The 20267-nt window shown below is 33.7% G+C and carries 21 protein-coding genes; 13 read left to right on the top strand and 8 right to left on the bottom strand.

The annotated features are described in order from the left end of the window. Positions 1–49: 49 nt before the first annotated feature. Positions 50–763: a pyridoxine 5'-phosphate synthase gene (locus tag BUC11_RS03865; protein WP_073352089.1), complete on the bottom strand. Its 714-nt coding sequence runs from the start codon at positions 761–763 to the stop codon at positions 50–52. A gap of 114 nt (positions 764–877) precedes the next feature. Between BUC11_RS03865 and BUC11_RS03870 the strand changes: the two genes are divergently transcribed. From BUC11_RS03870 to murI, 8 genes are all read left to right on the top strand, one after another. Beyond that, positions 878–1537 carry a CBS domain-containing protein gene (locus tag BUC11_RS03870; protein WP_073352091.1) on the top strand — a complete coding sequence of 220 codons (660 nt, stop codon included), beginning with the start codon at positions 878–880 and terminating at the stop codon, positions 1535–1537. A gap of 78 nt (positions 1538–1615) precedes the next feature. Then, positions 1616–2500, top strand: a complete 885-nt coding sequence (locus BUC11_RS03875; protein WP_073352093.1) for an NAD kinase — start codon at positions 1616–1618, stop codon at positions 2498–2500. Between the two features lie 167 nt (positions 2501–2667). Further along, positions 2668–3342 (top strand): type IX secretion system protein PorG, encoded by a 675-nt coding sequence (porG, locus tag BUC11_RS03880; protein ID WP_073352095.1) that lies wholly within the window; start codon positions 2668–2670, stop codon positions 3340–3342. A gap of 4 nt (positions 3343–3346) precedes the next feature. Continuing rightward, on the top strand, positions 3347–4087 hold the full coding sequence (locus BUC11_RS03885) for an isoprenyl transferase (RefSeq protein ID WP_073352097.1): 741 nt from the start codon (positions 3347–3349) through the stop codon (positions 4085–4087). Beyond that, positions 4020–6749, top strand: a complete 2730-nt coding sequence (locus tag BUC11_RS03890) for a BamA/OMP85 family outer membrane protein (RefSeq protein WP_073352099.1) — start codon at positions 4020–4022, stop codon at positions 6747–6749. The genes BUC11_RS03885 and BUC11_RS03890 overlap by 68 nt, the downstream gene beginning before the upstream one ends. 36 nt (positions 6750–6785) lie before the next feature. Continuing rightward, positions 6786–7796: an OmpH family outer membrane protein gene (locus BUC11_RS03895; RefSeq protein ID WP_073352103.1), complete on the top strand. Its 1011-nt coding sequence runs from the start codon at positions 6786–6788 to the stop codon at positions 7794–7796. A 21-nt stretch (positions 7797–7817) separates the two neighbouring features. Beyond that, positions 7818–8318 (top strand): OmpH/Skp family outer membrane protein, encoded by a 501-nt coding sequence (locus tag BUC11_RS03900; protein WP_073352104.1) that lies wholly within the window; start codon positions 7818–7820, stop codon positions 8316–8318. Positions 8319–8426: 108 nt separating this feature from the next. Then, a complete protein-coding gene (gene murI, locus BUC11_RS03905; protein WP_073352106.1) occupies positions 8427–9206 on the top strand; it encodes a glutamate racemase in 780 nt (259 codons plus the stop codon). A 9-nt stretch (positions 9207–9215) separates the two neighbouring features. Here the strand turns inward: murI and BUC11_RS03910 are convergent, their stop codons facing one another. Next, entirely contained in the window at positions 9216–9734 is a 519-nt protein-coding gene (locus BUC11_RS03910; RefSeq protein ID WP_073352108.1) for a gamma carbonic anhydrase family protein, read from the bottom strand. Between the two features lie 14 nt (positions 9735–9748). After that, complete coding sequence (locus tag BUC11_RS03915; protein WP_073352110.1) at positions 9749–10747, bottom strand: PorP/SprF family type IX secretion system membrane protein; 999 nt, start codon at positions 10745–10747, stop codon at positions 9749–9751. A gap of 171 nt (positions 10748–10918) precedes the next feature. Here BUC11_RS03915 and BUC11_RS03920 point away from each other — a divergent pair, with 171 nt between their 5' ends. The 4 genes from BUC11_RS03920 (at position 10919) to BUC11_RS03935 (ending at position 14284) form a co-directional block, all read left to right on the top strand. Then, positions 10919–11818 carry a NifU family protein gene (locus BUC11_RS03920; RefSeq protein WP_073352112.1) on the top strand — a complete coding sequence of 300 codons (900 nt, stop codon included), beginning with the start codon at positions 10919–10921 and terminating at the stop codon, positions 11816–11818. Between the two features lie 111 nt (positions 11819–11929). Continuing rightward, positions 11930–12130, top strand: coding sequence for a dodecin family protein (locus tag BUC11_RS03925; protein WP_066080331.1), 201 nt, complete (start codon positions 11930–11932; stop codon positions 12128–12130). Between the two features lie 382 nt (positions 12131–12512). After that, on the top strand, positions 12513–13349 hold the full coding sequence (locus BUC11_RS16895; RefSeq protein ID WP_073352115.1) for a hypothetical protein: 837 nt from the start codon (positions 12513–12515) through the stop codon (positions 13347–13349). Positions 13350–13429: 80 nt separating this feature from the next. Further along, positions 13430–14284: a mechanosensitive ion channel family protein gene (locus BUC11_RS03935; protein ID WP_073352117.1), complete on the top strand. Its 855-nt coding sequence runs from the start codon at positions 13430–13432 to the stop codon at positions 14282–14284. 23 nt (positions 14285–14307) lie between these two features. Here the strand turns inward: BUC11_RS03935 and tsaB are convergent, their stop codons facing one another. The 3 genes from tsaB to BUC11_RS03950 form a co-directional block, all read right to left on the bottom strand. After that, entirely contained in the window at positions 14308–14979 is a 672-nt protein-coding gene (gene tsaB, locus BUC11_RS03940; RefSeq protein WP_073352118.1) for a tRNA (adenosine(37)-N6)-threonylcarbamoyltransferase complex dimerization subunit type 1 TsaB, read from the bottom strand. Between the two features lie 82 nt (positions 14980–15061). Then, entirely contained in the window at positions 15062–16369 is a 1308-nt protein-coding gene (locus BUC11_RS03945; RefSeq protein ID WP_073352120.1) for an efflux RND transporter periplasmic adaptor subunit, read from the bottom strand. A 6-nt stretch (positions 16370–16375) separates the two neighbouring features. After that, a complete protein-coding gene (locus BUC11_RS03950; RefSeq protein ID WP_073352122.1) occupies positions 16376–17812 on the bottom strand; it encodes a TolC family protein in 1437 nt (478 codons plus the stop codon). 193 nt (positions 17813–18005) lie between these two features. Here BUC11_RS03950 and BUC11_RS03955 point away from each other — a divergent pair, with 193 nt between their 5' ends. Continuing rightward, a complete protein-coding gene (locus BUC11_RS03955) occupies positions 18006–19415 on the top strand; it encodes a DUF4403 family protein (protein ID WP_139259419.1) in 1410 nt (469 codons plus the stop codon). Positions 19416–19443: 28 nt separating this feature from the next. On the opposite strand, the gene BUC11_RS03960 is transcribed toward BUC11_RS03955, so the two are convergent. Beyond that, complete coding sequence (locus tag BUC11_RS03960; protein WP_073352124.1) at positions 19444–19692, bottom strand: hypothetical protein; 249 nt, start codon at positions 19690–19692, stop codon at positions 19444–19446. After that, positions 19682–20266: a DUF420 domain-containing protein gene (locus tag BUC11_RS03965; protein ID WP_073352127.1), complete on the bottom strand. Its 585-nt coding sequence runs from the start codon at positions 20264–20266 to the stop codon at positions 19682–19684. The genes BUC11_RS03960 and BUC11_RS03965 overlap by 11 nt, the downstream gene beginning before the upstream one ends. Between the last annotated feature and the right edge of the window lies 1 nt (position 20267).

The raw sequence follows: 20267 nt of genomic DNA on the forward strand, positions 1-20267 counted from the left end.
GTTGATTCCAATTTGGTCTATCCAGATTCATAAATCGTTTTTTTATATACTATTTTAATTTTTGCAAATACATATTAACCACATTGTCCAGCCCCAGATAAATGGCTTCAGCAATTAACGCATGACCTATGGATACTTCGAGTAATCCCGGAATATTTTGTTTAAAAAACTGGATGTTATCCAAACTAAGGTCATGGCCTGCGTTAATGCCCAGTCCAAGTTCATTAGCCAAAATAGCGGACTCTGTGTAGGGTAAAATTGCGTTTTGATTCCCCAAACCGAATTGATGCGCAAATGCTTCCGTGTACAATTCGATTCTTTCAGTTCCAATTTTTTTTGCTCCTTCGATCATTTCCAAAACTGGATCTACAAAAATAGAGGTTCTAATTCCATTGCGCTGAAATTCCTGAACGATTTCAGTTAAATAGGAGCCATGCTTAATAGTGTCCCAACCCGCATTTGAGGTTATAGCATCTATTGCATCTGGCACCAAAGTCACTTGAGTAGGTTTTATTTCTAAAACAAGATCCAGGAAAGTTTTCTCGGGATTCCCTTCTATATTATATTCCGTATACACGATTGATTTGAGATCTCGAGCATCTTGATATCGGATGTGACGTTCATCCGGACGCGGATGAATCGTGATTCCTTGTGCTCCAAACTTTTGAATATCGGCTGCAACTTTTAATAAATCGGGCACATTTCCTCCACGAGCATTGCGCAAAGTGGCTATTTTATTGATATTTACACTTAACTTTGTCATTAAAACTCCTTTTTATTTTGATACTACTATTTACTTGAAGCAAAAATACAAAGTTAAATCTAGGAGTTTTTGCTTATTTTTGATTATTTTGCATCGAATATTGCCAATTGATTTATGACAGAAATTACAGAATATATAACTAACGATTTTAGAGCGATTGACAGTCAGGAAAGTATTTCAACTGTTCAGGCTTTTTTTGACGGCAGTCACTTTTCGCATTTTCCAATAATTGAGGAAGGAATTTATATTGGAAGTATTGCAGCAGAAGACATAGAAACTTTTGACCCTGAGAAGAAAGTGAATGATTATCGGTTTACACTTGAAGGTTTTTTTGCTAGAACCAACACTATCTGGCTTGATGTTTTGGAAGTATTTGCAAAAAATCATACCAATTTAATTCCTGTTTTAGATGAAAACAATGTCTATGTAGGGTACTATGAAATAGAAGATATTCTGAAATTTTTTCACGAAACCCCTTTCTTAAAGGAACCGGGTGCCATTATTGTGGTCAAAAAACCAATTTTAGATTATTCGATGAGCCAAATTACCCAAATTGTAGAAAGTAATAATGGCAAGCTTTTGGGCTTATTCATTTCTGAAGCAGATGTGGAAAGCGTGGAAGTGACCCTAAAAATAACGTTGGGCGCCATGAACGAAATAATCCAAACTTTTAGAAGATACGATTATGAAATCATCTCAGAGCATCAGGAAGACAGCTACATCAGTAATTTAAAGGAACGTTCTGATTATTTAGATAAATACCTTAATATATAGTTCTCATTTGACTGATTATTGGTTTAGTCCGTTACATGTCAAAATAAACACATCACCATTAAAAGATTCAATAAAAAGATGAAAGTAGCTATCTACGGCCAATATTATCAAAATAGTACCGAACCCATTATAAACGACATCTTTGTCTTTTTCAATAAAAATAAGGTAGAGATGATTATCGAGTCTCATTTTTTGTTGATGCTTAATGAACGAAAGATTGTCGAAAAAAAATATAAAACGTTCAGTTCTCATACAGAAATCGACTCCAGTTTTGATATGCTGATTAGCATAGGAGGAGACGGAACTATTTTGAGAGCCGCTACATTAGTGCGGGATTCAGGCGTTCCAATTCTAGGAATAAATGCTGGACGATTAGGTTTTTTGGCAACTGTTCAAAAGGAGAACATTGCTGAATTTATGCAATTTGTAATAGATAAAAAATATACTATTTCTAAAAGAGCCTTGTTGAGTTTAAGTTGTTCGCCACCAAATGAATCTATTGAAGAAATCAACTTTGCGATGAACGAAATTACAGTTAGTAGAAAAGACACTACCTCGATGATTACGATTGACACGTATTTGAATGATGAATATTTGAACTCGTATTGGGCAGATGGTTTAATCATATCGACTCCCACTGGTTCTACCGGGTATTCTTTGAGTTGTGGCGGCCCCATTTTGACTCCTGATGTCAAAAGCTTAGTTATCACACCCATAGCGCCACATAATTTAACTGCCAGACCATTGGTAGTGCCTGATGAAACTGAAATTCGATTGAAAGTTACAGGAAGAGAAGAAAACTATTTAGTTTCCTTAGATTCCAGAGTCACCTCTGTAAAAAATGAATCCATACTAACTTTAAAGAAAACTCCTTTTCAAATAAACATGGTGGAAATTCCAGAAGAGACTTTTTTAAAAACGTTGCGCAATAAATTACTTTGGGGAGAAGACAAGCGGAATTAAATCTATTTTTCAAGAGCCATACGATTTTATCAAATTTTACCGTTTAAATGAAACAAATGCATATTTAGCGGTTGTTACTACACTAATTAGTAAAAAAAACCACATTTAGCAGAATGGGTATTGAAACGAAATGATAATTATTATATTTGCACGCAATTTTTGATTTAATGAACAAGATTTTTTATTTATTTATTGGCTTATTCTCAATGATGGGCGTCCAAGCTCAGATACATGAGATTGGTGTTTTTCTAGGCGGAAGTAATTATATTGGAGATGTGGGACCTACAACTTACCTCTCACCTAATGAACCTGCTTTTGGAGTTCTTTATAAATGGAATAAAAGTCCGAGACATGCTTTCCGATTTTCTTATACACAATCTGAAATCACTTCAAGTGATTTAGATTCAAAAGAAGCCGGCAGAAATCAAAGAGGCTATCGTTTTGAAAACAATTTAAAAGAAGCATCTGCAGGTATTGAATTCAATTTTTTTGATTTCAACCTTCATGAATCAAGTGTTAAAATCACTCCCTATGTGTTCTCTGGGTTAAGTTATTTTCTAACAAAATATACCTTAACTGATACTCAAACGGGAAATTCGGTTAAAGGCAGAACAGAAAGAAGGAAATCAGTAGCTATACCAATGATTGTAGGAATCAAGTCAAACATCTCGCCCCGTTTCCTAATAGCATTAGAAACCGGAGCAAGATATACATTGACTGATAATATAGATGGAAGTTACAATCAAAATTTTGGAAATATAAATAACAATGATTGGTACGTGTTCACAGGAGTTACTTTAACGTACACTTTTGGCCAAAAACCCTGTTATTGTGCAGAATAAAGAGATGAATTTACTACAGAATATTGACGTGGCAAAACTGCCAAAACATCTAGCCATCATCATGGATGGAAATGGGCGTTGGGCAAAACAGCAAGGACTTTTGAGAGCTTTAGGTCATGAAAGCGGAACAAAATCAGTAAAAGTAATTATAGAAGCCAGTGCCAAGCTAGGCATCGAATTCCTTACTTTATATGCCTTCTCAACCGAAAACTGGAACAGGCCGAAACTAGAGGTTGACACCTTGATGAAAGTGTTGATCAACTCCTTGAAAAAAGAACTCACTACATTGCAAAAAAACAACATCAAGCTAAATGCTATTGGGAATATTGACAAATTACCAAAATCAGCTCAAAAAGAACTTCTTGATGTAATTGACAAAACAAAAGACAACACACAAATGACGCTAACCTTGGCGTTAAGCTACGGTTCTAGGGAAGAATTAGTTGCAGCGGTAAGAAATATATGTAGTAAAGTTAAAAATAATATAATTTCAATAGACGCTATTGACGATTCCATTATTAATGAGCATCTTTACACGCAAAATTTACCGGACGTAGATTTATTAATACGAACAAGTGGAGAACATAGGATAAGTAACTTTTTGTTATGGCAGATTGCCTATGCAGAATTGTATTTTACTGACATATTGTGGCCAGACTTTAAAGAACAAGATTTATATGAGGCTATCGTTAGTTATCAAAAAAGAGAACGTAGATTTGGAAAAACAAGTGAACAAATTAAATAATTTTTTAGTGTTAAATAAAAGCATAAAAATAGCCCTTACCGTTTTGATTTTTGGAAGTTTTACACAAGTTAAAGCACAAGAAAGAGTTCCTTTTGATCAGGGTAAAAAATACATTCTAGCAGATGTAGCCATAGTTGGCGATATCAGTTTTAACTCCCAAACTGTAGTAACTTTTTCTGGTTTACAAAAAGGACAGGAAATCACAATTCCAGGTGAAGAAATTAGTGCTGCTATTAAAAAATTGGGGAAATTAGGTCTCTTTGACGAAATCTCTTTTTATGTAAATAAAATCCAAAATGACAGTATTTACCTTGATCTAAATATTATCGAATTACCCAAATTAAATCAGGTTAAATTTGTTGGCGTTAAGAAAACTAAAACGGAAGGTTTAATCAAAGATAATTCATTGACCAAAGGAAAAGTAGTCAATGAAAACTTAGTCACTACTACTAAAAACTACATCGAAAACAAGTATAAAAAAGACGGTTACTACAACACAAAAGTAAACATCAATACTGTAAAAGACACTGCCACAGCAAACCAAGTCAACATGCTTGTAACTATTGACAAAGGTCAAAAAGTAAAAATCCAGAGTATAGATTTTGTTGGCAACACAAAAATATCTGATAAAAAATTGCGCAAAGCAATGAAGGATACAAAACAAAAAAACCCGTTCCGACTCCTAAAAGCATCTAAATTTATAAAAGATAAATACAAAACCGATTTAGAAAAAGTAATTGCTTCCTATAAAGAAAAAGGATATAGAGATGCTAGAATAATTTCAGATTCTGTTTCTTTTGACAAAAATAAAAATGCTCTAAACATTACAATAAATCTAGAAGAAGGGAACAAATATTATTTTGGAGAAATTAAATTTTTAGGAAATACCGTTTATACTGATCAAGGATTAAGTCGAATATTAGGCGTAAATAAAGGAGACACTTACAATGGCGTGCTTTTGGAAAAAAGAATTGCAGATAAGTCTAAACCAGATGCAGAGGATATTACTAATTTATACCAAAACAGTGGTTATTTATTTTCAAATGTAAATGCTGTTGAAGTAAAAACAGCCAACGACACTATTGATTTTGAAATCCGAATCACTGAAGGTCCAATTGCTTACTTTAATAAAATCACAGTAGTAGGAAATGACAAGACAAATGACCGAGTAATTTACAGAGAATTAAGAACAAAACCAGGAGAAAAATACAGTAAAGATGAGCTAGTACGAACCATTCGAGAAATAGGACAATTAGGATTTTTTGATCCAGAAGCGATTGATCCTAAATTCAAAAATGTAGATTCTGGTGCAGGAACTGTAGACATTGAATACAATCTTGTTGAGAAAGGTTCCAGCCAAATTGAACTACAAGGAGGTTATGGCGGTGGCGGTTTTATTGGTACACTTGGACTGTCTTTCAACAACTTTTCAGCTAGAAATTTGCTTAACAAAGATGCCTATAAACCACTTCCTATGGGAGACGGTCAAAAAGTATCCTTGCGTTTACAAGCTAGTACGTTTTTTCAAACCTACAGTGTATCGTTTTCAGAACCATGGTTCGGAGGTAAAAAACCAGTATCGTTTAGCACATCGCTATCTTATAGTAAACAGTTTTTAAATAATTTTGTAACCCAAAGAGCAGATAAAACAAAAAGTTTTGACATCCTAACCTTATCGGTAGGTTTGGCTAAAAGACTTACTGTGCCAGATGATTATTTCGTACTGTCTCAGTCTGTGAGCTACCAATATTATGCATTAAACAATTACAACACCGGGTTATTTACTTTTGGGAATGGAACCTCTAGAAACCTTGCCTATACCGTAGGACTTACCAGAAGCAGTAAAGGTGTGAATCCAATATTTCCAACCTATGGTTCAGAATTTAGTCTTTCAGCAAAATTAACCCCTCCTTATTCCTTGTTTAATGGAGTGGATTACGCAACACTAGGAGATCAAGAAGAATACAAATTGAAAAACACTGTCGATCGACAAAATGTACCTGATGCAAATGGAAACATCGTTAGCATAGGTGATTATATTGACATCAATGGAAATAAGGTAACAGACTTTAGACTAGCAGCTGCGGATGTTAGTAAAGTCGATCAAAAACGATTTAATTGGCTAGAATACTATAAAATAAAATTCAAGGCAGACTGGTACACCAAAATTTATGGTAAATTAGTCCTTAGAACATTGACCGAGTTTGGTTTCCTTGGCGCATACGATCAAAATAGAGGTGCTGTTCCATTTGAAAGATTCTTTCTTGGTGGTGATGGATTAGCTAACTTTCAAATGGACGGTAGAGAGAATATCCAATTAAGAGGATATCCTAATAACTCTTTGACTCCTACAAATGCTGCCGGAGAACAAATTGGAGGTACTGTTTTTAATAAATTTTCAATGGAATTGCGTTATCCTATTACCTTAAAATCATCCGCATCAATTTATGCATTGGCATTTATGGAAGCAGGATCCGCTTTTGCAGATTTTAAAACCTATAATCCTTTTGCCCTAAATCGTTCCGCTGGAGTTGGGTTGCGTGTATTTATGCCAGCATTTGGTTTATTGGGAATTGATTTTGGACATGGTTTTGATGCGTTACCAGGACAAGCGAAAGCGAATGGATGGGAAACTCACTTTATCATTGGACAACAATTCTAAAAAAAATTGGTTGACAATTTCTAATAGAAAACCGTTATGACAAAACAATTTTTATGTCTATTTTTAGCCTTCATTGCTGTACAAACAATGGAAGGACAAGCCAGAGGAAATAAACTGGGCTATATTGATATGGAATACATTTTACAAAATGTACCTGATTATACGGAAGCAAAGATCCAATTAGAACAGAAAGCTCAAAAATGGAAACTGGAAATTGATACTAAAAAAATTGAAATTAGTAAACTAAAAGAGGCTTTAAAAGCAGAAAAAGCATTACTCACAAAAGAATTAATTGACGAAAGAGAAACAGAGATTAGTTTCCTTGAAAACGAAAATTTAGAATACCAACAAAAAAGATTTGGTGCCAATGGCGATTTAATACTACAAAAATCTGTTCTGGTAAAGCCAATACAGGATCAAGTATTTACCGCCGTACAAGATATCGCAGAGCGTCTTAAGTACGACTTTATATTTGACAAAGCCTCTGACTTGACGATGCTATTCGCAGCCAAAAGATTTGACATTAGCGAGCAAGTTTTACGGATATTAAACCGCACTGAAAAAAGAGAACAGCTAACTAAAAAACAACAAAAAGAAGCGGAAGCCAGAGAGCTAAAAGAAGATGCTTTAGACAGCAATCCTGCACTAGCCGACAGACAAAAACTCTTAGAGGAGAAAAAAGCTGCACGAGAAAAAGTTCTGGAAGATCGAAAATTGCTTCAAGAACAAAAGAAAAAAGAATTTGACGACAAAAGGAAACAAATTCAAGACGACAGAGAGGCTAAAAAAAATGGCACGGTTTCTGCAAATGTAGCTAAAGAAGGAAGTACAGCAACCCAAACTGGCGTTGACACAACCAAAGAAGCTGCTGATCAGGCAAGACAAAAGCAAGCGGATGCAAGGGCAAAATTATTGGAAGACCGCAAAAAAGTCTTTGAAGATCGCAAAAAGGCATTAGAAGAAAGAAGACAAAAAATACTGGAAGATAGAGAAGCGCTGAAAAAAGCAAAACAAGAAAAATTAAAAGAAAATACAAACAATAATTAATTACTTAATATTTTAAAAACGATGAAACAAATCAAAACTCTACTAATTGCTGCAATTTTAATGTTAGGAGCAAATCAAACAATGAATGCACAAGCAAAAACAGCACATGTTGATGTAAGTGAAATTATGACAAAAATGCCGGCAATGTTAGAAGCTCAAAAACAATTAGATAAATTGAGTACGACTTACGATGCTGATTACAAAAAAATGGTTGAAGAATACCAAGGAAAATTAAAAAAATACGAAGCAGAAGCTGCAACAGTAACTGAAGCTGTAAATGGTGAGCGTTCTAAAGAAGTGCAGGATATGCAAAAAAGAATTGTTGACTATAGAGACAATGCTCAAAAAGAATTGCAACAAAAAGAATCTGATATCGTAAAACCATTAATGGAAAAAGTAAGAGCTTCAATCCAAAAAGTGGGTAAAGCAAAAGGATTCCAATATGTATTAGACGGTTCTTCACTTTTACTTGCAGATGGTCCAAACTTGACTATGGATGTAAAAAAAGACTTAGGTTTCTAAAAGAATTATTTATCGTATAAAAACTGCTCAATCTCTTATCAGGTTGAGCAGTTTTTTGTTTAAATCAAATCGTAGGAATTCTAAATCGTAGGATGTAACTTTGTTACTATGAACAGCAACAATCAACCCATAGGGATTTTTGACTCCGGTATTGGTGGTACTTCTATTTGGTCAGCAATACATCAATTGCTTCCTAACGAAAAAACTATTTATCTAGCAGACAGTAAAAATGCTCCTTACGGACAAAAATCCAAAGAGGAAATAATTGCATTGAGCATGAAAAACACAGAATTTCTGCTAGAAATGAATTGCAAATTAATTGTAGTGGCATGTAATACTGCCACAACTAACGCCATTCAAGAGTTAAGATTGAAATATGATGTTCCTTTCATTGGAATTGAGCCCGCTATAAAACCGGCAGTTACAAATTCTAAAACACAAATTATAGGTATACTAGCAACACAAGGCACTTTAAATAGTGAACTTTTTCACACGGCGGTAGCGAAATATCAAGATACTAAAATAATTGAACAAGTGGGTCATGGATTAGTCCAACTTATTGAAAATGGCGAAATCAATTCACCAGAAATGACTCAATTATTGCAATCGTATCTTACTCCAATGATCGAAGCCAATATGGATTATTTAGTGTTGGGCTGCAGTCATTTTCCCTATCTTATACCACAAATAAAAAAAATACTCCCCGATCACATTCAAATTATTGATTCAGGTCAAGCTGTTGCCAAACAGACTCAAAAAATATTAGCCGAAAGAATAGGTTTTTCTTCGGCCGAGAAAACCGAGCCTATTTTTTATACCAATATCAATTCAGAAGTTTTAAAAGAGATTTTAGAAAATAAGTATACTGCAATAGAAAAAGATTTCTAGAGAATTTAGTTATTCTTCGTCCTTAAACCAATTGGAATACATTACATAATTGTTGGAAATGCGTTCAATTTCTCCTGCAAAGTCAGATTGGTCGATGTCTTTTACTTTTTTTGCAGGAACACCAGCCCAAATTGAGCCTGCTCCCACAACTGTATTTTGTGTTATTACAGCTCCTGCAGCAACGATAGAATTACTTTCAATCACACAGTTGTCCATTACAATAGCTCCCATTCCTATCAATACGTTGTCATGAACCACACAACCATGTACTATTGCATTATGTCCAATAGAAACATTATTACCAATTACAGTTGGATGTTTTTTATAAGTACAATGAATAATGGCTCCATCTTGTATGTTTACTTTATTCCCGATTTTGATAAAGTTAACATCGCCTCTTATAACCGCATTGAACCAAACACTACAATTTGATCCAAAAGTAACGTCACCAACAATAGTTGCATTTTCGGCTACATAACAATCTTCAGGAATAGCGGGCGATTTACCGTTTACAGATTTAATAAGCATAATTAAATTTTGAATTAATTAATTGCTGGACAGTTGCAATCGTATTTTACAGGTCTGCAAAATAAATCGATTCCTAAAGTAATTTGGTGATAACCACCGTTATCAAACTTAACGGCTCCAGACAATTGAGAATAGGTATAAGCAAACATAAACTTATCAAAATTAACTCCAACTATAGGGGTTATATATTGCAATTTTTGAGTAGAAACTGTATTTCCAACCAAAAATTCGGCTCCATCAAAACTTCTTCGGTAGGACAATCCAGCCCAAACTCTTCCAAAATCTAGATTTTTATATGCTTTCAAATTGATATCAATCGCTTTTTCTCTAGTTTTTTCTACCATTTGAAATAAAAGAGACGGTTCCCATAATATTCGATCACGATCTCCAAAGATATATCCTGCACTCAGTAAATATTTTCTTAAATTATCACTTTCATATTCTGTATAAATATCTCTTCTCGTCTCTATCGCATTTTTAACTGTAGCATGTGCATAAAAATCTAGAAAATTATAAGATGCACCAATATCAACATTAAAATAAGCATCTTTCTGTACTATAGTTCCATCAATAATGGGATCAAAATCACCCGATTGTCTAAATTCAGTTTCGTCGAGCTGGCTTTGAATAAAACCTGCACTTATACCAAATGACAATTGATTCAAATCAATTTCATCTCTGGAAAACATTAAATGATAGGCGTAAGTAAATTTAATTCCTTTTTGGGAATGATATCCGTTTTTATCATTAAAAAGAATAACACCTGCCCCTGCATTTTCTCCTACCCTACCATTAAAACTAAGGGTTTGTAATTCTGGGGCATCTTCTTGGTCAAACCACTGCTTGCGACCAGTTAGTCTAACTTTAGCGCAATTTGCAGCTCCAGCCATAGAAGGATGTATCAAATAATAGTTATCTGACAAATAATCGGAATAAACCGGAATTCCTTCTTGTGAAAAAGAATAATGAGATATAAAGAATAGGGTAGCTAAAATTCTAATTTTATGATACATTGAAATACTTTTTGGTTAAATGAATAATTTCTAAATCAATATAAAGTTTCGTATTAAAAACGATCAAATGCCTTATCTCAAATTAAACTAAAGTTAATTTATTCATTAAAAAATCAAATATAGTTATTCGTAGAAAATAACTTTACTAAATTTGTAAAAATTTCAAAAGCCATGAACAAAGTTACTATAAAAGAAACACAAAACCCAACGATATTAAAGTTTGAATTTCAAGATTTTATCACTGAAAATGAAAGTTTTGAGTTCAAGAATATTGACGAAGCAAAAACGTCACCACTAGCGCAACAACTATTCTATTTACCCTTTGTAAAAACAATTTACATCTCTGGTAATTTTATCGCAATCGAAAAATACAATATTGTTGAATGGGAAGATGTTAAAGATGCGGTGGCCGAGCAAATGGAAAAATTTGTCACCGATGGTGGAACAATCATCTCTGTTGATGAAAATAAAACTAAAAAACAGCCCGTTACGGTATATGGCGAGACAACGCCAAACCCATCCGCTTTAAAATTTGTAGTAAGCAAGATGCTAACAAAAAACGCCATTGAATTCAAAAATATTGATCAAACTGCTGCTTCACCTTTAGCTAAAGAACTGTTCAAGTTCCCGTATGTAAAAGAAATATTCATTGATGAAAATTACATCTCAGTGACGAAGTATGAAATCAATGAATGGCAGGAAATAACTTTAGAATTAAGAAGCTTCATTAAACAATATATCGAAAATGGGGGAACTGTTTTAGATGAAAATTATGTTGCGACCGTCACCGCTGAGGAAACTACAAAAGCAAAAGAATTTGACAATCTAGATGTTACCTCTCAACAAATCATCAACATACTAGAAGAATATGTAAAACCTGCTGTGCAAGCTGACGGTGGAAACATTGCTTTTGATTCGTACAATGAAAAGGACAAAACTGTAAAAGTGATTTTGCAAGGCGCCTGCAGTGGTTGTCCATCATCCACTTTCACGTTAAAAAGTGGAATCGAAAATATGCTGAAAAGCATGTTAAACGACGAAAGCATCAAAGTTGAAGCCATAAACGCCTAAACAAACTCATAAACTACTGTTTTATTGATAGTTACTAAAAATAAATTCTCTTTTAAAGATTGAATTCAAAAAAAATAGGTAAATTTATGCTTCACTAAATACCTAGAAATCATGTCAATATTAAAAGTAATAGAAGTACTTTCAAACTCAGAAATTAGTTGGGAAGATGCTACTCGTAAGGGAGTGGCTAAAGCCGCAAAATCCGTAAAACACATTCGTTCGGTCTATGTTCGAGAACAAAGCGCAGTGGTCAATAATGGCGCTGTTACGGAATTTAGGGTCAACTTAAAATTAACTTTCGAACTCGAATAGATCAATACAAAAACTAAACAAAAGCGTTTCATTAGAAACGCTTTTTTTATTTGTTACCACTTAAATCTTTCGGTTGTCTGATTGTCCTTTATTATTTCGAGCCTTTAGAATAATTTCCTTATTTCTTGAAAAGCTGCTTTAGATATAACACAAACCACAGAAAGCCCCTAAATTATAAAGACTGTTTTAGTGGACCGTGCAAAAAAGCTTCACTTCACTTTCATAAATAACTGCTATTATTCCCGAAAAATTTAGTTTTATCCAAAGTGAAACTAAATACTTTAAACGCAATTTGCTGATTATAAACAAATTATTAATACCCGAAGTAGGAAATCTTAAAAAAAAATGACTACTATTGTAAGGCAAATTAAATAAAAACAATATGGGACTACCTTCATTTTTTAAAAAATTATTTGGCTCAGCCAAAGAAACAGCAAGCGATTTAGCAGAAAAAGCAGATACTGCTTTTGAACAAGCCAAAGAAACGACAGCACCTTACCTGGAAAAAGCTGAAAATTTTGCAGAGGAAACATTTGAAAAAGTAAAAGAAACAGCAACACCTTACCTTGAAAAAGCAGAAAATTTTGCGGAAGAAACATTTGAAAAAGTAAAAGAAACGGCAACACCTTACCTTGAAAAAGCAGAAAATTTTGCAGAGGAAACATTTGGAAAAGTAAAGGAAACAGCAACGCCTTATTTTGAAAAAGCAGAAAATTTTGCTGAAGATACCCTAAAAAAAGTAAAAGAAACAACTACTCCAATTGCCGAGAAAGTAGAAAATTTTGCCACTCAAGATAAAGAAACTGTGGGTCACTATTCCAGTACATCAAGTAACGCATTAGAAACTGCGGAAGATACCTTGAAAGAAACGGCAGAATTGACAACAGATAAAGTAGAAAATCTGTCCAGTGAAGCCAAAACTGCTCTATCCGATACCATAGAAATAGTAAAAGAAAAAACGGAAACAATAGGTATGAAAACAGAAGAAGTATCCAAAGACCTAGCGACGAATTTTTCAGATACTTTGGACACAATAGAAGAAAAAACCGATCCAACTATTCAAAAAACAGAGGACTTAGTTGATACTGCTAAAATAACTATTTCAGATATTGTTGAAAATAGTGTTGAAAAAACAAGCACTTTTGTGGAGGATTCCGATGATCAAGCAAAAATAATTACCGCAAAAGCAATAAATAAAATAGAAGAAGACGCAGATTAATTTATTAAAAAATAATTTATTTGTATTTTTGCTATTCAAACATAACCTTCTCCTTTGAGAAGGTTTTTTATTTAAATAAAATGAATCTAAACCCGAAGGAACTTACAGATTACGCCAACACTTTTATAAAAGTACTAGTTGACTATTCTCCAAAATTAATTTCTGCTTTTATTATTCTATTTGCAGGACTCTATATCATCCGACTCATTAATAGATTCATCAGAAGGTTAATGGTTAAAAGAGACTTGGAACCAACATTAACTAAATTCCTAGCAGATATCTTACTTTGGGTATTAAGAGTCATCTTATTTGTTTCGTTTATCTCCAAGTTAGGGATTGAAACTTCTTCTTTTGTAGCTATTCTTGGTGCCATGGGACTTGCAGTAGGTTTATCACTTCAAGGTTCTTTATCTAATTTTGCTGGGGGAATGTTGATTATACTTTTCAAACCGTTTAAAGTTGGAAATACGATTGAAGCACAGGGAGTAACAGGAACAGTCTGCGAAATACAAATATTCGTAACCAAACTAATCACTTTTAATAATCAAACCATTTTTATACCCAACGGATCATTATCCAATGGAAACATCATCAACTACTCTCTTCAAAACACAAGAAGAGCAGATTTAACCATATCCATTTCCTATGACACCGATATTAGAAAGGCAAAAGATATAATAACCTCCGTTCTAAACAGTAATCCCAAAATACTACAAACACCAGCTGCCCAAGTATCCATAAAAGGCTTAACAGACAGCGGCATACAACTAGCGGTGAGGCCTTGGGCTACAAATGAAGACTTTTGGGATGTTTACTCAGACACTTTAGAAAATTGCAAACAAGCTTTTGATGCAGCAGGTATTTGTTTCCAACCGTTTGTAAAGGAATCGACAACCAAAACCAGTACTGCAGTTGACCCAAAACAGCAAAATTAAAAAATAGCTCGTAGTAGAAAGATTTATTGTTTTTTAGGAGCAGTAACCAAAAAATCCTTCAGGTAATACGGTTCAAAATAAGCGACGTCCACGGTGTCGTTTATTTTGAATTTTGCATAACTCAATGCACTCATTTCTTGAGCAGAAGGATATTTTATATCCTCTAGAAAAATACAATTCCCTTTCGTTAAAACCAACTTACATTTTTCAGTACTATCTCCCACAAAATAGAGTGTATCCTCTAAATCGTCAAAGGAATTTTCAGTAATAATTTCAGCGAGAACTTCTCGTTTTTTTTCAAAATTAGGCGAAAAGATGGCGCTATATACCTCCATTCTTCTTGCATCAATCATTGGAATTATTAATCCATCAGAAATAGTCACTTGTGAAGCCAATACTTGCAAAGTATCTACAGCAATTAGTGGAATATCTAAGGCATAACAAAGGCCTTTTGCTGCTGAAACTCCAATCCTCAATCCAGTATAAGAACCAGGACCTTGACTTACTGCTATAGCAGAAAGATCATTCAATGTAATCCCTGCATCTTTAATTATTTGTTCAATAAATACATGGAGACGTTCTGCGTGTGAATATCCTTCTTCAGCTATTTCCTTATAAAAAATCGTTTTCCCTTCTTTAGCAAGAGCAACAGAACAGTTCTTCGTTGCCGTCTCAATGTTTAATATATAGCCCAATACTAGTTTTTATTTAAAATTAAAAATCACAATCACAAAATTATATTTTATGATTGTGATTTCAAAATTATTATGCTAAGGCTTATTTTTTACTTTCGCCTTTTTTATCTTTATCACTTAGTAATGCCACTTTATCACCTGAATTCAAATCCTTAGTAACCGTTGAATAAGGGCCTGTAATAACCACGTCTCCTTTTTGAAGACCAGCCAAAACTTCGATGTTTGTGTCGTCTTGAATTCCGGTTTTAATGATTCTGATTTTAGCTTTATCACCAACTTTCACAAAAACACACTCGAACTTTTTATCGCTCTTAGGCGCAGCTCCTTTTTGATCTTCATTGGGATCAACCACTTTAATCTCCTTTACAGCCGCTGTATCCGATTTTATTACAACAGAACTGATTGGCACTGACAATACATTACTTTTTGTATCGGTAATGATGTCTACTGTTGCAGTCATACCGGGTCTAAAAGGAGAGTACGTATCTGGTCTTCCCTCTAATAAGTCTTCATACGATTCCTTAAGAATTCTCACTTTTACTTTAAAATTAGTCACCTGATCAGCTGTAAGAGCAGAACTTGCTGAATTAGAAATACTAGTTACGATTCCTTTGAATTGTTTTTTCAAATACGCATCCACTTCCACTTTTGCTTCGTCTCCTACTTTAATTTTTACAATATCATTTTCATTTACATCTACTTCAACTTCCATGTTATTGAGATTGGCTACTCTTAGGATCTCTGTTCCTGTCATTTGCTGTGTCCCTAAAACCCGCTCACCTAATTCGACGTTTAACATGGAAATAGTTCCATCTGCAGGCGCATAAATTGTGGTACGTCCTAAGTTATCCTTAGCTTCATTTACAGTTGCTGCTGCGCTTTGAACATTAAAATAAGCCGTTTGTTTCGATGCTTTTGCTACTTCATAAGAGCCAACAGCTTTATCCCAATCTGCTTTTGAAATAATTCCTTTTTCGAACAATGTTTTATTTCGGTCATAATTGGATTTTGATTCCTTGAAAGAAGCATCTGCTTGGCTTAAATTAGCTCTAGTTCCAGATAAATTTGAAACCGAACGATTGTAACCTGAAGTATATAAATCCGGATTTATTTTAACCAACAGATCTCCTTTTTTAACGACTTGACCTTCTTTTACATTTAATGAAATAATCTCTCCTGAAACTTCTGATGAAATTTTCACTTCAATTTCTGGTTGGATTTTCCCTGTAGCCGAAACAGTTTCAACAATAGTTGTAGGGATAACTTGAGCTATTTCTACTTCAGTTCCCTTATCTTTATTACCGATTACTCCTGATTTTGAAAGCACTATAAGTCCAGCAATGATCACTACTGCTCCGCCTATTAAGATATAAATTGTTTTTTTAGACATAATAAATTAGTTTTTGATGAGAGGAATTCCAAAATAGAATTCTAAGATTTTAATTTTAAAAATGTAATCGTACTTTGTTCTAATGACTTCTGACTGCGCATTAGTCAATAAGGTTTGCGATTGGTTGAAATCAAAGGAATTCATTAAACCTACATCGTATTTTTCTTTAGCGTAATTATAGGCTACCTGTCTTGCTTCAAGAGCCACAACAGCTGCTTCATTTGCATTAAGCGAGCCCTTAGCATCTGCAAAAGCTGTAAAAACGTTTCTCTGCAAGTCAAGGTCTTGTTGTTCAACGGCAATTTTAGATCTTTCTAAACTTACTTTAGAGCGCTCTACATTATTACGAGCAGAAAATCCATTAAAAATTGGAATCGATAACTGGACGCCAAAAGATTGTCCTTTGTTGTTGCTAAATTGATCAAAAAATGGTGCTGGACCTCCCAATACCCTTGTGAAATTTGGACTCAAAACATTTTGATTTGTGCCTTCTACAAAACCTAAAATTGAAGTAGGATTTGCAGTATTAGGTGCTACACCTGTCACTCTGTCGCTGTAGGAAACTCTAGAATTAAAACTGTAAAATCCTTGTAATGTAGGTTGGTACGCGCCTTTAGCTATGGCTACATTTTTCTCCGCAATTTCCAAATTAGTTCTAGCAATTTTCAATTCGGTTCTACCTTCTAAAGCTTTATCATAAATTGCGTTTGGAGTTTGTGCCAAAATATTATTTTCATCTCCAAAATCACTATCGTCTACCACATCAAAATTCTCAAAATCTTTTAATTGTAATAGTTGGGCTAAACTCAATTTAGAGATTAGCAATACATTCTCGGCAGCTACGACATTTTGATTGTTCAATGCTACAGTAGCTTTAATATCCAATAAATCACCGCGAGGAATCGATCCTGCATTCACTAACTCTTCAGAACGAGCATATTGTTTTTCATTAATTCCTAGCTGTTGCTTTTGAACCTTTAGGTTCTCTTTGTTAAAAAGCACTTGCAAAAAAGCGTTTGCTACATTCAGCGCTATATCTTCCTGCATTTTTAACAATGAATATTTGGCAGCTACTATGGAAAGATTTGCTCTACGAAGCGTATTTTGGTTTTGCATACCTTTATAGATGTCTATCCCAACATTGGCACCAGCCGAGGTAAACTGGGTGGTTTGATTTTGAAGCAAACCAGTAGTAATATCCTGATTTAAACCAATATTCCATGAGTGAGACGCGTTAACATTCAAAGAAGGCAAAAAGTTCCCAATTGCTCCCCTCTTGTCGATAAGTGCTGTTTTAGAATCCAGCTCGGTCTGTTTTATGGATATATTATTCTGGACAGCATATTGTACACACTCTTCTAAGGTCCACTTTTTATTTTGTGCCTGACTTGTTAAGCAACAAAATAGTAAGGTAATTAAACTGAGAAAACTTCCTATTTTCATACATTTTTGAATAAAAGTGCAGTATACTGCAAACAAATTTAACTTTTTCTACTATAGATCCATGAAATAAAATAAAAATTTACTTTTCTAAATCCATTACAAAACAATTAGACTTTCGAAATTACCATTTGTTACAAAAAATCATAAAAAAAGAATTCTTTTGTTAATTTTGCTACTTTAAACCAAATTAAAAATGCTGAAATTCAATCTCAATGTCCTCGTGATCTCTATTTTTTTATTCCTTTCAAGTTGCGGTACAACCACTAAAATAGCGGCATTAAAACCAGAACCAGATGACGCTACCCCTTTGCAATATGAAAACGTAATTTCATACATAAATTTACCCATCACGGTCAAAATAAAAGATATCGAGAATCAAACCAATGTGCTCTTAAATGGTTTAATTTACGAAGACAACACTATCGAGGATGACGACATAGAAATGAAGGTTTGGAAACTTGCTCCAATTACAATAAAAAACAATCTCGATGGAAAAGGCGAAAAAATAAGTACTATTTTACCATTAAAAGCTATTATTAAATATAGAATTGGCACCAAAAAAATGGGGATAGAAATGTATGATACCCGTGAATTTCATCTTGATGGTGTTGTCAACTTAGTAAGCGATGTTGCCTTGACAAATTGGAAACTAAATACAAAAACAGAGCTAAAATCACTAGAGTGGAATGAAAGCCCTACAATGACTGTTTTTGGAAAAAATGTTACTGTTACTTATTTGATCAATCCTGCAATAAAACTATTTAAATCAAAAATAGAACGAAAAATTGACGAAGCTATCTCAAAATCTATGGATTTCAAACCCAATGTTCTGACTGCAATAGAAAAAATTTGCACGCCATTTTTAATGAATGATACCTATGAAAGTTGGCTGCGAATTGTTCCAATTGAAATATATTCCACTACTGCTAAATTAAAAAATGACAGTTTCGTACTAGAAATGGGGATGAAGTGTAACATGGAAACATTAATTGGAAAAAAACCAGAAACAAAATTCAACGCATCCAAAATCACCTTGAAGACAGTTACCAAAATCCCCGAAAATCTTTCCGCAAACATTGTCGCTATTTCAACCTATCAAGAAGCCTCTAAAATTATGACAAACAATTTTTCTGGACAGGAATTTGGATCAGGTTCAAAGAAGGTAAAAGTTCAAAATGTAGCTATTTGGCATAAAAACGGAAAAATGATAATTGCCCTAGATCTTTTAGGATCCGTAAACGGAACGATTTATCTTTCCGGATTTCCAAAATATAATGAACAAACCAAAGAAATATTTTTTGATCAATTAAGTTATGCTTTAGACACTAAAAACAAATTAATGCAAACAGCTAATTGGCTAGCACAGGGAATAGTGCTTAAAAAAATCGAACAAAGTTGCCGTTACTCTGTAAAAGAAAATCTAGAAGAAGGTCAAAAAAATATGATGACTTATTTAAAAAATTATTCTCCTATGCAAGGAGTTTTTATAAACGGTAAAATGGAGGAGATTCAATTTCAAAAAATTCAATTAACAAATCAAGCTATTATTGCCTTCATAAAAATTAATGGAAGCGCCAACGTAACCATCAATGGACTAAAGTAATTTTAGAAAAAAAAAGAAGACGAAATTCTTAACTTGATTTATTCTTTTTCATACGATAAATAGCATATCCTATCCCTGCAACAAGAATGTAAGGGATTACCATTAAGTACACAATTCCATCATTTACAGCCGCTGCTTTTGCCGTATTTCCTTCACTAGTTAATGCAGCACGACACATGGCACATTGTGCATTTGCAGTAACTGAAAGGAGACTGAAAACAAAAAGAGATACGCAAACTACGATCTTCTGAGCTTTATTTTTTACTTTAATATACATAATAAGGCGAAATCATTAAATATACAACTACTCCTGTAATGGCAACATACAACCAGATTGGAAAAGTAATCCGAGCTATTTTTTTGTGCATCTCAAAATTTTGTGCCAATGCTCTAACATAAGTAATCAGCACCATTGGAATGATAGCAATTGATAAAATAATATGAGTAACTAAAATTAGCAAATAAACAATCCTCAATGATCCTATGCTTGTCTTTTCAGTATCTTCTAAGATGCGGTTGTGATTTAAATCCCCAAACACAGCTGAATCACTAGTCATGTGATAAGCCACATACATTACAAGAAATGCAAGAGACAAAGCAATAGCACTTTTCATTAAAATACTATGAATTTTTCTATTGCCATTTTTAATTGCAACAACTGCAGCAACTAACAACACAGCTGTTATTCCATTTGTAGTAGCGTAAATAGGAGGTAAAAAAGAAAGAGGTTCTACAATATAACCAAAATCCTTTAATTTAACTCCAAAAAGAATAGCGACAGCAACCGGTATTATGATAGATACCGCTACAATTAACTTACTATATTTCTTTTCTAAAGATTGCTCTTTCATT

Origin of the sequence: Flavobacterium xanthum (genome assembly GCF_900142695.1) — a bacterium.
Taxonomy (GTDB): Bacteria; Bacteroidota; Bacteroidia; order Flavobacteriales; family Flavobacteriaceae; genus Flavobacterium; species Flavobacterium xanthum.

Bases quoted from the DNA above. Each gene is read 5' to 3' on its own strand.
- BUC11_RS03865 (WP_073352089.1), bottom strand. From the start codon at position 763: ATGACAAAGTTAAGTGTAAATATCAATAAAATAGCCACTTTGCGCAAT.
- BUC11_RS03870 (WP_073352091.1), top strand. From the start codon at position 878: ATGACAGAAATTACAGAATATATAACTAACGATTTTAGAGCGATTGAC.
- BUC11_RS03875 (WP_073352093.1), top strand. From the start codon at position 1,616: ATGAAAGTAGCTATCTACGGCCAATATTATCAAAATAGTACCGAACCC.
- porG (WP_073352095.1), top strand. From the start codon at position 2,668: ATGAACAAGATTTTTTATTTATTTATTGGCTTATTCTCAATGATGGGC.
- BUC11_RS03885 (WP_073352097.1), top strand. From the start codon at position 3,347: ATGAATTTACTACAGAATATTGACGTGGCAAAACTGCCAAAACATCTA.
- BUC11_RS03890 (WP_073352099.1), top strand. From the start codon at position 4,020: ATGAGGCTATCGTTAGTTATCAAAAAAGAGAACGTAGATTTGGAAAAA.
- BUC11_RS03895 (WP_073352103.1), top strand. From the start codon at position 6,786: ATGACAAAACAATTTTTATGTCTATTTTTAGCCTTCATTGCTGTACAA.
- BUC11_RS03900 (WP_073352104.1), top strand. From the start codon at position 7,818: ATGAAACAAATCAAAACTCTACTAATTGCTGCAATTTTAATGTTAGGA.
- murI (WP_073352106.1), top strand. From the start codon at position 8,427: ATGAACAGCAACAATCAACCCATAGGGATTTTTGACTCCGGTATTGGT.
- BUC11_RS03910 (WP_073352108.1), bottom strand. From the start codon at position 9,734: ATGCTTATTAAATCTGTAAACGGTAAATCGCCCGCTATTCCTGAAGAT.
- BUC11_RS03915 (WP_073352110.1), bottom strand. From the start codon at position 10,747: ATGTATCATAAAATTAGAATTTTAGCTACCCTATTCTTTATATCTCAT.
- BUC11_RS03920 (WP_073352112.1), top strand. From the start codon at position 10,919: ATGAACAAAGTTACTATAAAAGAAACACAAAACCCAACGATATTAAAG.
- BUC11_RS03925 (WP_066080331.1), top strand. From the start codon at position 11,930: ATGTCAATATTAAAAGTAATAGAAGTACTTTCAAACTCAGAAATTAGT.
- BUC11_RS16895 (WP_073352115.1), top strand. From the start codon at position 12,513: ATGGGACTACCTTCATTTTTTAAAAAATTATTTGGCTCAGCCAAAGAA.
- BUC11_RS03935 (WP_073352117.1), top strand. From the start codon at position 13,430: ATGAATCTAAACCCGAAGGAACTTACAGATTACGCCAACACTTTTATA.
- BUC11_RS03945 (WP_073352120.1), bottom strand. From the start codon at position 16,369: ATGTCTAAAAAAACAATTTATATCTTAATAGGCGGAGCAGTAGTGATC.
- BUC11_RS03950 (WP_073352122.1), bottom strand. From the start codon at position 17,812: ATGAAAATAGGAAGTTTTCTCAGTTTAATTACCTTACTATTTTGTTGC.
- BUC11_RS03955 (WP_139259419.1), top strand. From the start codon at position 18,006: ATGCTGAAATTCAATCTCAATGTCCTCGTGATCTCTATTTTTTTATTC.
- BUC11_RS03960 (WP_073352124.1), bottom strand. From the start codon at position 19,692: ATGTATATTAAAGTAAAAAATAAAGCTCAGAAGATCGTAGTTTGCGTA.
- BUC11_RS03965 (WP_073352127.1), bottom strand. From the start codon at position 20,266: ATGAAAGAGCAATCTTTAGAAAAGAAATATAGTAAGTTAATTGTAGCG.